The following is a 14,241-nucleotide window of genomic DNA, read 5'->3' on the forward strand; positions in this document are numbered from 1 at the left end:
GAGATGGGTGTTTTTGCTAAAGAAGTATGAACATCTATCTCAAGCGATAAAAATTAATTAAATTTTAGTCATACCCAGGAGTTAGGGAGTGTGAGCCGCTCATTTTTATGAACCTTGTGAAATAAAAATGAGAAGAGGCAAGCACGAGTATTAACTCCGACTCAAACTCAAGAAAAAATAATATAAAGAATCAAGCTTCCCCATCAGGAAATACTTTGCAATGGAGCCCTGCGCAGTGCTAACGAAGCAGAATAGGCGAATGCATTTTTATTTCCGTGAGATTGCCCAAAGAAACCTCTTTGGGTCGTATGATTCCAAAGTATGTACGAAACCATACTTTGGGGCCTGTCACGGCCAGAGTGACAAACAGAAGATTAAATTAAAAAAATGAGTAGCTAGTGGCACCCAACCATAAAAAAAGAGGTAGCGCTTGGCTACCCCTTATAAACTCACAAAATAAAAATCTTATTTTGATGCAATCATTTGGCGATATACATTTGCTTCAACTTGATAGTGAAGCGGAATAATAAAGAGGTTCGCTAAAATTAAAAGGTGGCTAATGCTTTCAATGATGATTGCTATAACCGTAAATCCAAACAAATGAACTACTGACCCTTCTGTTAGCACCCAGCTTGCTTGCAGAGCTTTAACAATGCTTAAATTTTTATCGATAATAAAATACCGAGCAAAACGTAAGCGTTGGAATATAAAAATACCAGGCACCAAAAAGAACATAGCGCCAATCATTGTTGCAATGCCAACAATTAAGTTCACGATAAATACTCGTGGAACTAGATAATAAAATTCAAAAATATAACGATAAGAAACTTGTTTTTTTGAGTCAATATCAAGAGCCATTTTCGTCCAACCAATTCCGATCATATCAAGAAACATTTTTAGCACGATTGCTGTAGGCACTAACCAAGAAAAAATTTGTTTCCATTCGTTACCAGAAATATCAAACGATACCGCATTACGACCAACTACTTGGCTTGCAATATCAGCCGGCAAATAAGCCATGATAGTTTCTTGAATGCTTGTTCCTGCATAATGTAAAGATCCTGTTGCTTGCGACGTCACATGCGCAAACATGTTCATTAAAGCCGCTATGTGATGGCGCAACGCAAAGAAATCAATTATTCCAAGCGCTGCCAAATAAGCTGCGCACGCAACTATGCTGATAGTTATGGAAACAAAGAAAAAGAAAGAATAATTGATGACGATCTTTGAGCCGGCGCTATAGGCAGACTCTAAAGAAAATTTCTTATTGATCATAAAACTCCTTTTTTGGAAATGGACATTTTCTATCTTCATCCACATTAAAATGAAAAGGGCTTCAATGTCAATTATCCTTGTTTTTCTTTAAGCGATACGTAAGCAAATGACATTGCTAAATAAGTAAATGGAAAAAAGTAATTAAAAATATTAATGATTGGAGTGCTTTGCAGTATCCCCGTCCATGCAACAACAGGAAACAGTACTGCAAAATTATTCTTTGTAAGATTCCAGCTTTTAGACATTGCTTGAATTGCGCCACATCTTTCATCAATAACAATACATGGCGCTAAGGAAAAACGAACTAAAAAAATAATTCCAGGGATGATCAACAAAAACAGTCCGAAAACAATTGCCACGAGCATTAACATGGTAACTAACAACAAAGCGGATGATGTCATTTTATTTTCAAATTTTCGCATTGGTTTGCCTTGAGCCACATCGAGTGCGTTAGCAAATGGAATAAATGCAAAATTTATGATTTTAACAAGCGCCAGAAGGATTAAAGCCGCTAAAACAATCGCAAAAACTATTTGAGCAAACCAGACTGAACTTACTGGTAACATATTTGGAGTAATGACTAAAAGACCAAATAAAATAACGGCTGAGCCTGCAACGACTGTCAACCCTAAAGTCATAGCAAATACTATCAAAAATGTTTTCAAACAAAGCATAAACCATGACTTTGTGTTTTGATACAACTGGCTGTAAGCAAACTTACTTGCAGCTTTAACTAAAGAAAAATTCATACCAAGACTCCTTATAAAAATAAAAAACTACTGACGAAAGTCATCATCAGAGAAAAATCTAGAATTCATTTTTGATGCTACTCTCATTGCGCCAAGTTTTGCAAGGCCTTGAGCCATAAATATCATTCCAATCAAAATGCCAAGTAATTTAAGTAGTAGCTCGCCACCAAAGAAAATGATTAAAAAGAGACCAAATAGAATATAGAAATAAGCAGACATTTTTTGACTTAACATATGATTCCTAAGAGTTAAAGTACTTGGGCAGTTAAAAAGTATGTAACTATTATACAGAAACTTTAAAACAAGGACGAATTCGACATTAAAAATGCATTGATCAAAGCGCTTATTTAATAATGTTTCATGCTCATCTAAATTAATAAGCACCCCACCCTCGTTTTCCTCCCAGCCGTCGCCTTTGGCTATGGCGGGCACGGCTGACTTGCCGCGTCCGGCGAAGCCTTGTGCCTTCCAATTAGCCTTAAGTTCGTATCTAAAAAACTTTGTAATTTTACGTTGAAAAACACACCACTTTTGTCAATCATACAACTATCATTAATTCATCCCCGTCGTTCGTCCCGAGTGTTTTGCTTTAGCAAAATGTATCGAGGGATATTGATTAAACCCGAATTCGACATTAGATTTATTTTAAAATTTAGTTTTTACGTCGTTCGTGGTGAGTGTTCGGCGTAGTCGAATGTATCGAACCATAAAAACTAATCTTTGATTTATCCCTCGATACAAAATTGCTTTGCAATTTCACTCGGGACGAACGACTGGGAGAGGATTTAAATGTCGAATTCGGGTTGATTAAAAATATTTTATCCCTCGATACTATTTCTTCGAAATCACTCGGGACGAACGACGGTGGAGGGATTTTTTTTAAAGAAATATAACCACTTATTTAAGAACACCGATTTTAATCATAAAACTTAAGGCTAATTGTAAGGCCTTGTGCGAAGCCTGGAATCAGAGGATCCAGGTTTTTAAAGATGTTTTTGTCCGAATAAATCAAAACATAAAAAGAATAATTTTTAAGTATCCTGGGTCCTCTGGTTAAACCAGAGGAAAACGAGAGAAGAGATAAAGCTTTTTTATGAGTCAAATCTAATATCGAATTTGGTTTAACAAAGCCAAAACAGCTCCCTTTCACCCCTAAAAACCTGATCTTTTTTTAATCACTAACCACTCGGATAAACTCATCAGCAAGTTAAAATGAAAAAATAGCCCCAAAACCCTTTATTTCAAAGGCTTTTTTCTGCTACCTTGTAAGAGTGAAAAGTATATATAATCCTAAAAAAGGGGACCAAAATAATGAGTACTAATAAAAAATTATCTCTTATTGCCTTAGTGTCATTGATGTCATCTGTAGCTTTGCCTGTTGTACCTCCAGCTTCTGATATTTATAGAAATCAGCTAGGACGTAACGGCGGTGGAATTTATCATAAACCTTTACCTCGTGCTTCTGACATTTATGGCGCTGGAGTTTCTAATTTTGATAGTCTTGGACTTTCTCAGCCTGTTTATCTAAGTGATGACGATATGTTTCAAGAAGGATCTAGTTCAGTTAATCTTGAGCCAGGACTAGAAATTCCTACAGATTCTCAGCTAGCACCTAACCAACTTGGTAGAAATGGTGGCGGCGTTCAGAAAAAACAACCTGCTAGATTTGGTAGAGATGGTCATGGTATACAAAAAAAACAACCAACTAAGTTAGGTGGTAAAGGTAGTATTTTAAATCCTAAATATCCAGAATATAAAAACGCTGTTAATGAAATAGCTCGTTATAAAACTCGATTAGCTAAATATAATGAAGGTTTAACAAAAACTCAACCTACATATCCTAAAAGAGCTTTTGATACAGAAATAAACTATTTACATCCTAATTCACATACTTCAAATGAAATTATTGCCTAGTTAAGCGTTAAGCTTAATATTTGAATATACACTCTACAGGAGGCTTTTGGCCTCCTGTTTTTTTGTTCATTTTTTTACCATATTTTGTAAGATTTAATTTTGCGCAGCGCTGTCAACGACTGCTTGAACAAATTTAGCAAGCTCTTCTTTATTTCCTGGAAAGCCTTCAAGCCTTTGAACTATTTTTCCTTTGTGGTAAACAAGCATTGTTGGAAAACATCGAATTTCAAGCGTAGAGGTTAATTTAAGATTTTTATCATAATCGATACTTACTAATTTGCATGAATCTTTAAATTCCTGTGCCACTTGTGCAAAGATAGGCTTTAACATTTGACAAGGACCACACCATACCGCGTACACATCAAGAATCACTGGAATGTCGCTCTGTAAAACTTCTTTTTCAAACATATCTTGAGTAATTTCAACTGATGCTGTGTCAGCAGAATTTGCATAGCCCCAGAAGCCAGATGAATCACAGAAAGTATATAAATCAAACGACACCACGGATAAAAGTGTCAATGTTATAAAAGATTGTTTTTTTGAAAACATAAAAAAATTCCTTATTTTAAAGTAAATAAAAAACAACCTACACCAAACAGCTCGTAATTTCATCATTATTCAGTTAATAAAAATATTATTTTATGTTAGATTGCTTCCCGACAAAAAGTTGTAATTCGGCCACCAATCAATGCATAAAAAATCGGAGATATATGCAAAAAAATAGTCGACAAATATTAAAATTAGTAATTCTTTGTGCTGTTATGTTTGAACTAAAAGGATTTAATCCTTTATATAATGGAAATGATCCATATGAATCATTCGCATCGATGAGGAATGATCCACGCTTTTTCAGAGAAGATTATATAAAATATTTTCCATATTATAAGCATTATCGCGAAAATATATCTTTGATTGATCCTGCAAATATTGATTTATCAAAATTACCATATCCATATAATACATTATCTAACGTAGAACCATACAACCCTGTTGGTTACTATGTTAACTGGCAATATGTTGCAAAATTACTTGCATCAAATAACATCGTTAATGTTATAGAAATAGGTTCTGATTATGGACTATCTACCCGTCATATTGCATCACTTTTGCCTGAAAATGGTAGATTGTATGCAATAGACACTTGGGATTTTACAAACGAAGCTGATTATCATAATCAAAGATATGTACCTTTTTTAAGCAATGTGGTACGCGCAGGACTTACTGATAAAATTATTCCGGTTAAAAAGGCATCGCAAGATGTAATTGAAATTTTCAAATTATTTCGATTAAGCTTTGATATGATTTATCTTGATGGAGATCATGCAACAGAAGCAGTATTTAGAGATTTAGAACTTTACTATCCACTGTTGAATTCACATGGAGTTATGTGCGGAGATGATTGGATGCTCAAAACAGTGCGAGCAGGTATTGTTCAATTTGCTCAAAAACATAATTTAACCATTTATGGAGCATGTAATTTTTGGTTTTTAAGAGATGAAGGTCAATATAAAGTCTCTTCATTCCTTGAAGTGTCAGATGAAGCCTGGATGTTTTAAATAATTATCATAACAGATTAAAAAAAGTCCCTATAAAAAGTAGGGACTTTTTATATACCTAACTCAAAAAACTATAAGGAAATAAAAATGAACCTAAAAGAATTTGTTAGAATAGTGCTTAAAAATCTAAGTATAATGCCCCATTTATTAGTTACTCTCTTTATGAGTTACTCTTTTGCAATACACGCAGATGACAATTATATCATTGTTCATAAACAAAATGTGAAGCATGCCTTTGTTCCTTTTGATGCGACCACGGATCATTTTACTAAAAATGTATTTGCTAATTGGGAAAAAGAAACTTTTGAAGTTTTCGATCAGGTAAAAGATCCTAATGGTATAGCAATTGATCTAGGTGCCTGGATTGGAACTACTGCGATATGGTGCTGCAAAAATTTTAGCCATGTTGTAGCGGTTGATGCAGATCCAGTATCTTTACAATGTTTGCAAAACAATTTAAAAGCATCCGAATGTTTCAATGTTACTACTTGCCCACGACCAGTTGCAGAAACAAGTGAACAGTTTATTTTTGGACCACGCGGTCCTGTTCTCAATGAATCTATTTCATATATCAAAAATGAATCAAACAATCCCAATGATTACCGCATTCAAGGAATAACTTTTAAACAGTTAATACATGATTTTGTTTATGAAAATGATGCCATAAAAAATAAAAAAATATCTTTTATTAAGTGTGACATTGAAGGTGGTGAAGAAAATATTCTTGAAGATATATTGTATTTTGCTTATCACAACAACGTAAAAGCGTACATTTCATTCCATTTAGATTGGTGGAAAAATAAAAACATTCATGAATTTGAATACTTATTTAAATTCTTTAAAACTAATTGTCCAAGTTCTGACATAGTTACCTATATTAAACAAAATCCCTTCACCTCTATTCTTTTTGAGCCTTTAGATAATGCAGGGACTTTAATAAAAAAGAACATGCCAGTCGTTATTATCGGTTACAACCAGTATACTTATATTAAAAACATGGTCGCTCAATTGGAAAAGTATACTTCCGATATTATCATTATAGATAATAATAGTAGCTTTGAGCCATTATTGAATTACTATGCTAATGATTTCAAATATACTTTGCTCAGACAAAAAATTAATCATGGTCATACTGTAGTTTCTAAGAATTTTATTCAAAATTTAGTTGGTGATGTTTATTTAATGACTGATCCTGACTTAAAATTTAATAATAATTTACCTCATAATTTTATTGAAACTTTATTAGAAATATCGAACTACTTCAAAGCTCATAAAGTTGGATTTGCTTTATTTATTGACTCGGATCAAATAAGAACGGATGTGTTTTATAAAGGTCATGATATTAAGGAGTGGGAAAGTGCCTTTTGGGAAAAACCATTACATTATCCAAATAACTCTTCCTTAGAACTATATGAGGCTCCAATTGATACTACTTTTTGTTTAGTGAATAAAAAATTTATGAGCGGTGCTCATATTCGAATTGCCGGAGATTATACCTGTTTACATCTTCCTTGGTTCAAAGATTTCAAAGATTCTATAACGCCTAACGAATATGAAACATATTTAAAAAACAATGTATCTACCTCATGGTTTCGGTCGTATTAGAAAAATTACGGCATTCTAGAAATCTTAATTAGCAAACATCAAAAATTATCATAACCATAGTTTAAACATGGAAAATATATGTTATTACTTAAAAAATCATTCATTCTACTGTGCACATTTTTTAACATTTCATTTATTTTTGCTGCGCACGATGTTCCTATCTTGCGAGACAATCTTGCTATGATTTCTGTTGAAACTCTTTTAAGAAAGTATGGCAATTCTATCGGTTACGCTAAATTCAAAGATGCTGAAACATTCCATTACGAAAAATTTCCATTATCCATATTCCCTGAAAATCAACCCTACAAAGGAACTTTTGCTGAAACCTTTGTTTTAACTATTCCCAATGGGCGCGTTTCTACTTATGCTGGATATATTATAATTGATGAAAAATATATGCTGCGGGAATTTAACGAACAATGCCAATGGCTTATGTATGCCTTCAATATAATAAATCATTGGTCTGATGCAGGAAATTTCTCTAACCCAAGAAAAGTTTCGGGAAGAGTAGCGGTCATTGCACGTCGCGGTTCTGAAAATTATGCTCATTATTTAGTAGATCTATTGGGCCGACTTGCAATACTTGAATTAATGGGCATAGATTATGATTATCTTTATATTCCTTATGAAAAACCTTATGACAATAAACCATATATTAAAGAAATTTTAACAGTATGGGGCATTGATCCTTTAAAAATTATACAACCATGCGGTGAATTTAATTATATCGAAGCTGATGAATTAATTGTTCCATCATCTTCATGGAAACTAGCTCCAACTCCTGGAGAAACCTTTCATGATCTCACCATCCTTTGTGGCGTTTATTGGCCAACTTGGCTTTTAGAATTCTATAGAAATAAATTTCTACCAATGGTTAGCCATAAACCAAACGAACACAAATTCAGCAAAAAAGTTTTTATTTCTCGAAAAGATGGTTCGCCCTTTTTAGGACGTCGGATGATTAATGAAGATGAAGTGTTTGAATTATTTGAAGCTGAAGGATTTGAAAGATACGTACTGAGCAGTATGTCATTTTTAGAGCAAGTAGAATTATTTCATAATGCTGACATTGTGGTGGGAGCAAATGGATGCGGACTCATCAACATAATGTTTTGTAAGCCGCATACAAAGGTTATAGAAATATTCCAAGAGCGAGCTGATTCAACCTTTTATTATACAGGACAATTAGTAGGGGCAGATTATACATGCGTTAAAACTAAAGAGTTTCCTTTACATGATAGAGGCGGTGGTGCAAGTACCATAATTCCTCTTGATATCATTCAAGAAGTGATCAAGAATTTAAATAAAAGTAATTAATTCTTTAAAAGAAAGTCCCCGTTTTTAAGCGGGGACTTTCTTAATGCTTTTTTTAACTTTTACAGATCAAAAAATCTATTATTTTGTACGCTTCCAATAAGCGCCTTGCTTATCTGCTGTTGGAATAAGTTCATCGGTAATGCCCATTTTATCTCTAAAATCATGTACCGCTTGAGCACAGCACCAGATTTGATAATCATCAATAATTACATAACCACCGATTGATAATTTTGGATATAAATTAACAAGAGCTTCCATGGTTGATCCATAATAATCACCATCAAGTCTCATCACAGCTAATTTTTCAACAGGAGCAGTAGGAAGCGTGTCACAAAACCATCCCTTTAAAAAAACAACTTGTTCATCAAGTAAACCATAACGACTAAAATTAATTTGAACTTGAGGTAAAGAAACAGCTAATTCTTTACAATCAGCCAAACATGCTATAACTGCATCAACGGGATACAACTCTACATTAGGTACTGGTAATCCTTCAAAAGAATCTGCAACAAAAACTCTTTTTTCTGTATTGTCATACGCTTTTAAGATTGCACGCATGAATATGCTAGCACCGCCACGCCATACCCCAGTTTCTATTAAATCTCCAGGAATATTATTTTGTAACACATCTTCAACACAGAATTGTAAATTATCTAATCTGTGCAAGCCTATCATAGTATGCGCCACACTTGGCCAATCAAGACCATTTTCGCGCATTCCGGCATGATACGGAATACCAGAGGAATTAGGATCTTGATATATAGAATTCATTAAGCATTTTTTCATGAGATCTAAATAATTATGCCTATTGTGGTCTGCATGAGCAGTAGAGCTTAGTAATGAAAAAATGGCGACTAGAAATAACATGAACTCTCCTCTATGTTTACAAAAAACAAAAACTATTATTTTGTTCGCTTCCAAAAAGCACCCTGCAGGTCCTTTGTTTTAATGATCTCATCAGTAATATTAAATGTTCTTCTAAAATCATGAACAGCTTGAGCGCAACATGGTATCCAGTAATCATCGATAATTACATAACCACCAACAGAAAGCTTTGGATATAAACTAATAAGCGCGTCCATTGTTGATTCGTAATAATCACCATCAAGTCTCATAATCGCTAATCTTTCGATAGGTGCTGTAGGAAGCGTGTCACAAAACCATCCCTTTAAGAAAACAACTTGATTATCCAATAATCCATAACGTGCAAAATTAGATTGAACTTGAGGTAAAGAAACAGCCAATATTTTACAATCAGCCAAAAACCCTATACTTGCATCAATAGGATACAGCGCTACATTAGCAACTGGCAGACCTTCAAAAGAATCCGCAACAAAAACTTTTTTTTCCGTATTGTCATATGCCTTTAAAATTGCACGCATGAATATGCTAGCACCGCCACGCCATACGCCTGTTTCTATTAAATCTCCTTCAATATTATTTTTCAAAACATCTTCAACACAATCTTGTAAATTGTTTAATCGGTGTAGCCCTATCATAGTATGCGCAGTACTTGGCCAATCACGGCCATTTTCACGAACTTCCGACTGATATGTATTACCATTATGACCACTGTCTTGGTATATAGAATTCATAAGACATTTTTTCATCAGATCTAAATAATTGTCTTTATTGTTGTCTGCATGAACCGTAAAACTTAATAATGAAAAAATGGCGACTAGAAATAACATGAACTCTCCTTAATGAACGTTAATATTTTTATGCAAAATGCACTTTCAAGATATAGCTCGAATGCTCGATTTAGTCAAAGTATTTGTACATTAAAACTCAGGATTCTCACTCAAGAAATTCTTTATTTTCTCAATCGGAAAGGTTTCTTCTTGGCTGTGTTGATGACCGTATAAAAGATCGGGAATAGTAGAATTGTTAATGTAGCTATAATTTAATTTGAAAATATCTGAGACATAAAAAAAAGTTGCATCAACCATTTTCTGTACAATTTCTATGTAGTGGGTTCCAGGTTTACAAAATATAATATTGGTACTTCCTGATCCTACAAAAGACACAATCGTTGTAGCATTGTGAAATAATGCAATTTGCTCAGGCAGCGATAATGCCGTTAGCTCATACCTTTTAAAACCAAGCGGCTGAAACAAAGCAAAAATTTCATCTTCGTTGGAAACAAATCTTCGACCTGCAATTGCGTCTTTTCGAGAGATAAATATTTTTGATAATGACGGCTCAGAAAATTGTTGTGTGCTTTCTGCAGCTTTCAAATCAACACCAGAAAGTAACTTTTGGCTAACATGTTTTAACAAAAAATCAGCATTGTAATTAGCATTTTTTCCAATCATCACCTCTGTTTGAGTGACAGATGTTGCCATGATAATTGTATCAGCTTGAATGCATAAATTTTGAGTGAGTGGAATAATTTTGTTATGATCGATGCCCCACAGATCCAAAGTTTCTTTCATAAATTTGCTGTGATACGGTACACACAAATAATCGTACTGCACATTATTTATTTCAAGCAGAGCTAGTTGCCCAAGTACATCAAATATCCAGTGACCATAACATTCAGGAAAAATATGTGAAATAACAGCTACGCGACCGGGTACTTTTATGATATTTGAAATATCTTGGATATCAAACTCTGGACCACTAAAATAGTTCATATTTTTGATTTGTGTTTCTTTTATAAAACAATTATTTACAAAAACGTCACCACTTCCATGTCGGTACGCGGTACCGTTTGCAATGCTCAAAATAAACATGTCGGTAAAGTAACCCTTTGATGGAAAAAAGTTTTGATCTACTTGTGGGAACACTGGGTACGGCGTCATATTAAAAGGATATCTATGAGTGCATTGCTGGCACGTTGCCTCTGGGAATTGTTTTACAAATTGTAAGACTGATAACTGTTTAATGCGTGTAGCGTAAACAGGAACAACGATTAAAAAACTTAAACACACTGTTTTAGTGAAACGATTGTACACAGACTTATCTCCTTTAATTTTATTTGCCTCGACGTAGCCTGCGCGAAGCCGGGCCTTTTTTTTATGCAATATGACGGCACCAAAATATCAAATCGATAACACCCTGTCAAAGGACACAATGGCATATATCAACAATTTTTAAATTCAGATTAAAAATTCTATTTTTATGGTATGATCTTGCCATCAAAATTGATAACTCAATACACCCTACCCGTCTACGCTTTCAGCTGAGCCGAGGTAATAAAAAAAGGAAGTAAAAAAATGTCTCTTTCTAGCAAAATCAATTTTCTAACTATTTTAATTCTCACGCCTCTTGCAGTGCAAGCAAACCTATGGTTTGACGTTGTGCCGCTACAAGAATTGCTGCAACTCGATCCAACGATTCAATATCAAAAATGTTTCGATGAACTACCTTTTAACCATGAACCATTTCCTTTATCAATCAATCCAGCATCTCACCCTAACCAAGGTTCTTTTAAAGAAACATTTATTTTAACTATTCCAAATGGAAGAGTTCAGGGAGAATATGGTTTTGTGGTTACCAATGATCACTTCATCAAAGAAATGATGTGGAAAGATATTGAACAACATTTAAACCTTGTGCAGCAAATACCTGATGACCAAGTCATACGCGTATCAGGACGCGTAGCAGTCATCGCGCAGCTGGCATATTTTAATTATTGGCATTGGACTACCGAAGTCTTATGTCGTTTAGCCCTGCTCGAGCTTGCTGGCGTGGAGTATGATTATCTTTACGTTCCGCAAAGTGCACACTTCATGAAAGAAACTTTAGCTTTATGGGGCATACCAACTGAAAAAATTATCAATCCTACTCATGGAGCATTTTGTATTCAAGCTGATGAGCTCATTATCCCATCACTTGTTTCCAACGTAAGTTTTGGCTGTGTTTTATTTTCATGCTACGCACAACCGCACCTTTTGAAGTACGTTAAAGAAAAACTTTTAGCTGCTGCACAAAAAATTGAACCAACACTAGACCTTCATAAAAAAGTCTTTATTTCTAGAAAAGATGCTACTCAGCGCACCATCTTAAACGAAGATCGAGTTTTTGCACTGTTTCAAGCAGAAGGCTTTCATAGTTTTCAGCTCGAAAAAATGTCAGTAGCTGAGCAAATTCTTTTGTTTAACAACGCAGACATTATCGTATCACCTCAAGGAACTGGACTTGCAAATTCTATTTATTGCCAAGAAAATACACGCGTTGTAGAACTTTTCCAAGGTCTTAACGATGCTACGTTTTGGTATCTATCCCAAACGCTTGGGCTGCATTACACTCCTATAAAAACAACTACTTTTTTTACCGAGTATGTAACTGCTTGGAAATCTAATACCTATATGCCTTTGTACATTATTAAAAAGGTAATCGAAGATTTAAAAAAGGACCCGGCTTCGCTTTTAGCTACCCAGCCGTCGCCGTTGGCTATGGCGGGCACGGTGCTGAGGTTCGAGAAAAAAGAGGATCCGGCTTCGCTTTCAGCTATGCCGAGATAAAAAATTTAAAGAAAGATTTTAAATAATGATGAAAAATATTATTGCAAAGCTCACTAATACCTGCACAAGAACTGGATCCCCGGATTACTCCTACGCTAAAGCTACGGCGCACAAGCAAGCCCGCGTGTCCGTCGACGTGTCCGTCGAAGCCTTGGCGAAGTCGGAAGGAAAACGAGGTGGGGGCAGTGTTCCCTTAGTCGCAATATCAGCCGTATTATCCCTCTTGTCGCTTTCAAACATCCAAGCAACGACCATTAAACAAGTTTCAATATCAGAATTTGTTGCGCAATATCCGCAAACAAATCTCGTAGCGTGCACCGACAAAGTTCCTTTTAAGATCAACCCATTTCCGCTTTACCAAGATGTGGCACAAAAATATTTCCCATCAGAGGGATATTTTCTAGAGACCTCTGTTTTAGAAATACCTAATGGTAAAGCATACTTGGATGGCGGTGGCTATGTGTTTGTAAATAATTGCTTTATAAAAGAAACAGAAATAAAAGGCTTAAATTATTTTAGCGGTCAAGAGTTCGAGATACCTCATGTCTCAACAAACATGAGAGTATCAGGGCGCGTAGCAGTTATTTCTCATCTGTATCCGTATTGCTATGGACACTTCATATTTGATGTGCTGGGACAATTGGCGCTACTTGAACTAAATAACATTGAGTATGATTATTTGTGCGTGCCTTACGGCAACAAATTTATGCAAGAAGCGCTGCAACTATGGGGAATTGATCAATCTAAAATCATACCGCTTTGCCCAAAATTATGTTTACAAGCTAGCACAATTATAATGGCAACATCTGTCACACAGACTGACAAGCTCGTGTATGGCGCTAACTATAATTTAGATTTTATTTTAAGACATGTTAGTCAAAAATTACTGGCCGGTGTTGGCAATACTGTTTTAAATAATGCGCAGCATTATGGTCAAAAAATATTTATATCACGAAAAGATGCAGGCGGCAAAAGAGCAATCCCGAATGAAGATGAAATTTTTGCTTTGTTTGAGCCACTTGGTTTTAAAAGATATGAGTTAACATCGTTATCTTTAGCTCAGCAAATTGCGTTATTTCATAATGCTACAACGATTGTGTCTTTTGTTGGATCAGGAAGCACTAACGTTATGTTTTGTAAACCAGGAACTCATTACGTAGAAATTATTCAATCACTCGTTGATGCAACGTTTTTTTACGTTGCTGACATGTTTGATTTGCAGTACAGCTACATTAATAATTCTACGCTGCAAGATCTTGAGCGCGGTGGCCCTTGGGCTAAACCAAGTGAGATGCCCCTGAACTTAATTCAAGACTTTTTAAACGAAAACCCAAACTTATAAAAAAAAGGAATTAC

At 34.8% G+C, this 14,241-nt stretch carries 13 protein-coding genes; 6 read left to right on the plus strand and 7 right to left on the minus strand.

What is annotated here, in order from left to right:
* Window positions 1-465: 465 nt before the first annotated feature.
* From WC747_04075 to WC747_04085, 3 genes are all read right to left on the minus strand, one after another.
* A complete protein-coding gene (locus tag WC747_04075; GenBank protein ID MFA5999166.1) occupies window positions 466-1,275 on the minus strand; it encodes a hypothetical protein in 810 nt (269 codons plus the stop codon).
* A gap of 71 nt (window positions 1,276-1,346) precedes the next feature.
* Window positions 1,347-2,024: a YciC family protein gene (locus WC747_04080; GenBank protein MFA5999167.1), complete on the minus strand. Its 678-nt coding sequence runs from the start codon at window positions 2,022-2,024 to the stop codon at window positions 1,347-1,349.
* A 27-nt stretch (window positions 2,025-2,051) separates the two neighbouring features.
* Window positions 2,052-2,258, minus strand: a complete 207-nt coding sequence (locus tag WC747_04085; protein ID MFA5999168.1) for a hypothetical protein — start codon at window positions 2,256-2,258, stop codon at window positions 2,052-2,054.
* 1,077 nt (window positions 2,259-3,335) lie between these two features.
* On the opposite strand from WC747_04085, the gene WC747_04090 reads away from it, so the two are divergent.
* The gene (locus tag WC747_04090) at window positions 3,336-3,938 is read left to right on the plus strand and encodes a hypothetical protein (GenBank protein ID MFA5999169.1); all 603 of its coding nucleotides are present in this window, start codon (window positions 3,336-3,338) and stop codon (window positions 3,936-3,938) included.
* 93 nt (window positions 3,939-4,031) lie between these two features.
* Here the strand turns inward: WC747_04090 and WC747_04095 are convergent, their stop codons facing one another.
* On the minus strand, window positions 4,032-4,487 hold the full coding sequence (locus WC747_04095) for a thioredoxin domain-containing protein (protein ID MFA5999170.1): 456 nt from the start codon (window positions 4,485-4,487) through the stop codon (window positions 4,032-4,034).
* A 161-nt stretch (window positions 4,488-4,648) separates the two neighbouring features.
* On the opposite strand from WC747_04095, the gene WC747_04100 reads away from it, so the two are divergent.
* From WC747_04100 to WC747_04110, 3 genes are all read left to right on the plus strand, one after another.
* Entirely contained in the window at window positions 4,649-5,494 is an 846-nt protein-coding gene (locus WC747_04100) for a class I SAM-dependent methyltransferase (protein ID MFA5999171.1), read from the plus strand.
* Window positions 5,495-5,581: 87 nt separating this feature from the next.
* Window positions 5,582-7,099 (plus strand): FkbM family methyltransferase, encoded by a 1,518-nt coding sequence (locus WC747_04105; protein MFA5999172.1) that lies wholly within the window; start codon window positions 5,582-5,584, stop codon window positions 7,097-7,099.
* A gap of 78 nt (window positions 7,100-7,177) precedes the next feature.
* Window positions 7,178-8,416, plus strand: coding sequence for a glycosyltransferase family 61 protein (locus WC747_04110; GenBank protein ID MFA5999173.1), 1,239 nt, complete (start codon window positions 7,178-7,180; stop codon window positions 8,414-8,416).
* A gap of 78 nt (window positions 8,417-8,494) precedes the next feature.
* Here the strand turns inward: WC747_04110 and WC747_04115 are convergent, their stop codons facing one another.
* The 3 genes from WC747_04115 to WC747_04125 all read right to left on the minus strand — a co-directional run bounded on the left by WC747_04115 (window position 8,495) and on the right by WC747_04125 (window position 11,373).
* Window positions 8,495-9,283, minus strand: coding sequence for a TylF/MycF family methyltransferase (locus WC747_04115; GenBank protein MFA5999174.1), 789 nt, complete (start codon window positions 9,281-9,283; stop codon window positions 8,495-8,497).
* Window positions 9,284-9,318: 35 nt separating this feature from the next.
* Window positions 9,319-10,107, minus strand: a complete 789-nt coding sequence (locus WC747_04120) for a TylF/MycF family methyltransferase (protein ID MFA5999175.1) — start codon at window positions 10,105-10,107, stop codon at window positions 9,319-9,321.
* A gap of 90 nt (window positions 10,108-10,197) precedes the next feature.
* Window positions 10,198-11,373: a glycosyltransferase family 61 protein gene (locus tag WC747_04125; protein MFA5999176.1), complete on the minus strand. Its 1,176-nt coding sequence runs from the start codon at window positions 11,371-11,373 to the stop codon at window positions 10,198-10,200.
* A gap of 261 nt (window positions 11,374-11,634) precedes the next feature.
* Here WC747_04125 and WC747_04130 point away from each other — a divergent pair, with 261 nt between their 5' ends.
* Window positions 11,635-12,885 (plus strand): glycosyltransferase family 61 protein, encoded by a 1,251-nt coding sequence (locus tag WC747_04130; GenBank protein MFA5999177.1) that lies wholly within the window; start codon window positions 11,635-11,637, stop codon window positions 12,883-12,885.
* A gap of 25 nt (window positions 12,886-12,910) precedes the next feature.
* A complete protein-coding gene (locus WC747_04135) occupies window positions 12,911-14,227 on the plus strand; it encodes a glycosyltransferase family 61 protein (protein MFA5999178.1) in 1,317 nt (438 codons plus the stop codon).
* Window positions 14,228-14,241: the final 14 nt, after the last annotated feature.

Source organism: Candidatus Babeliales bacterium (assembly GCA_041660205.1).
Lineage (GTDB): Bacteria > Babelota > Babeliae > Babelales > Chromulinivoraceae > JACPFN01.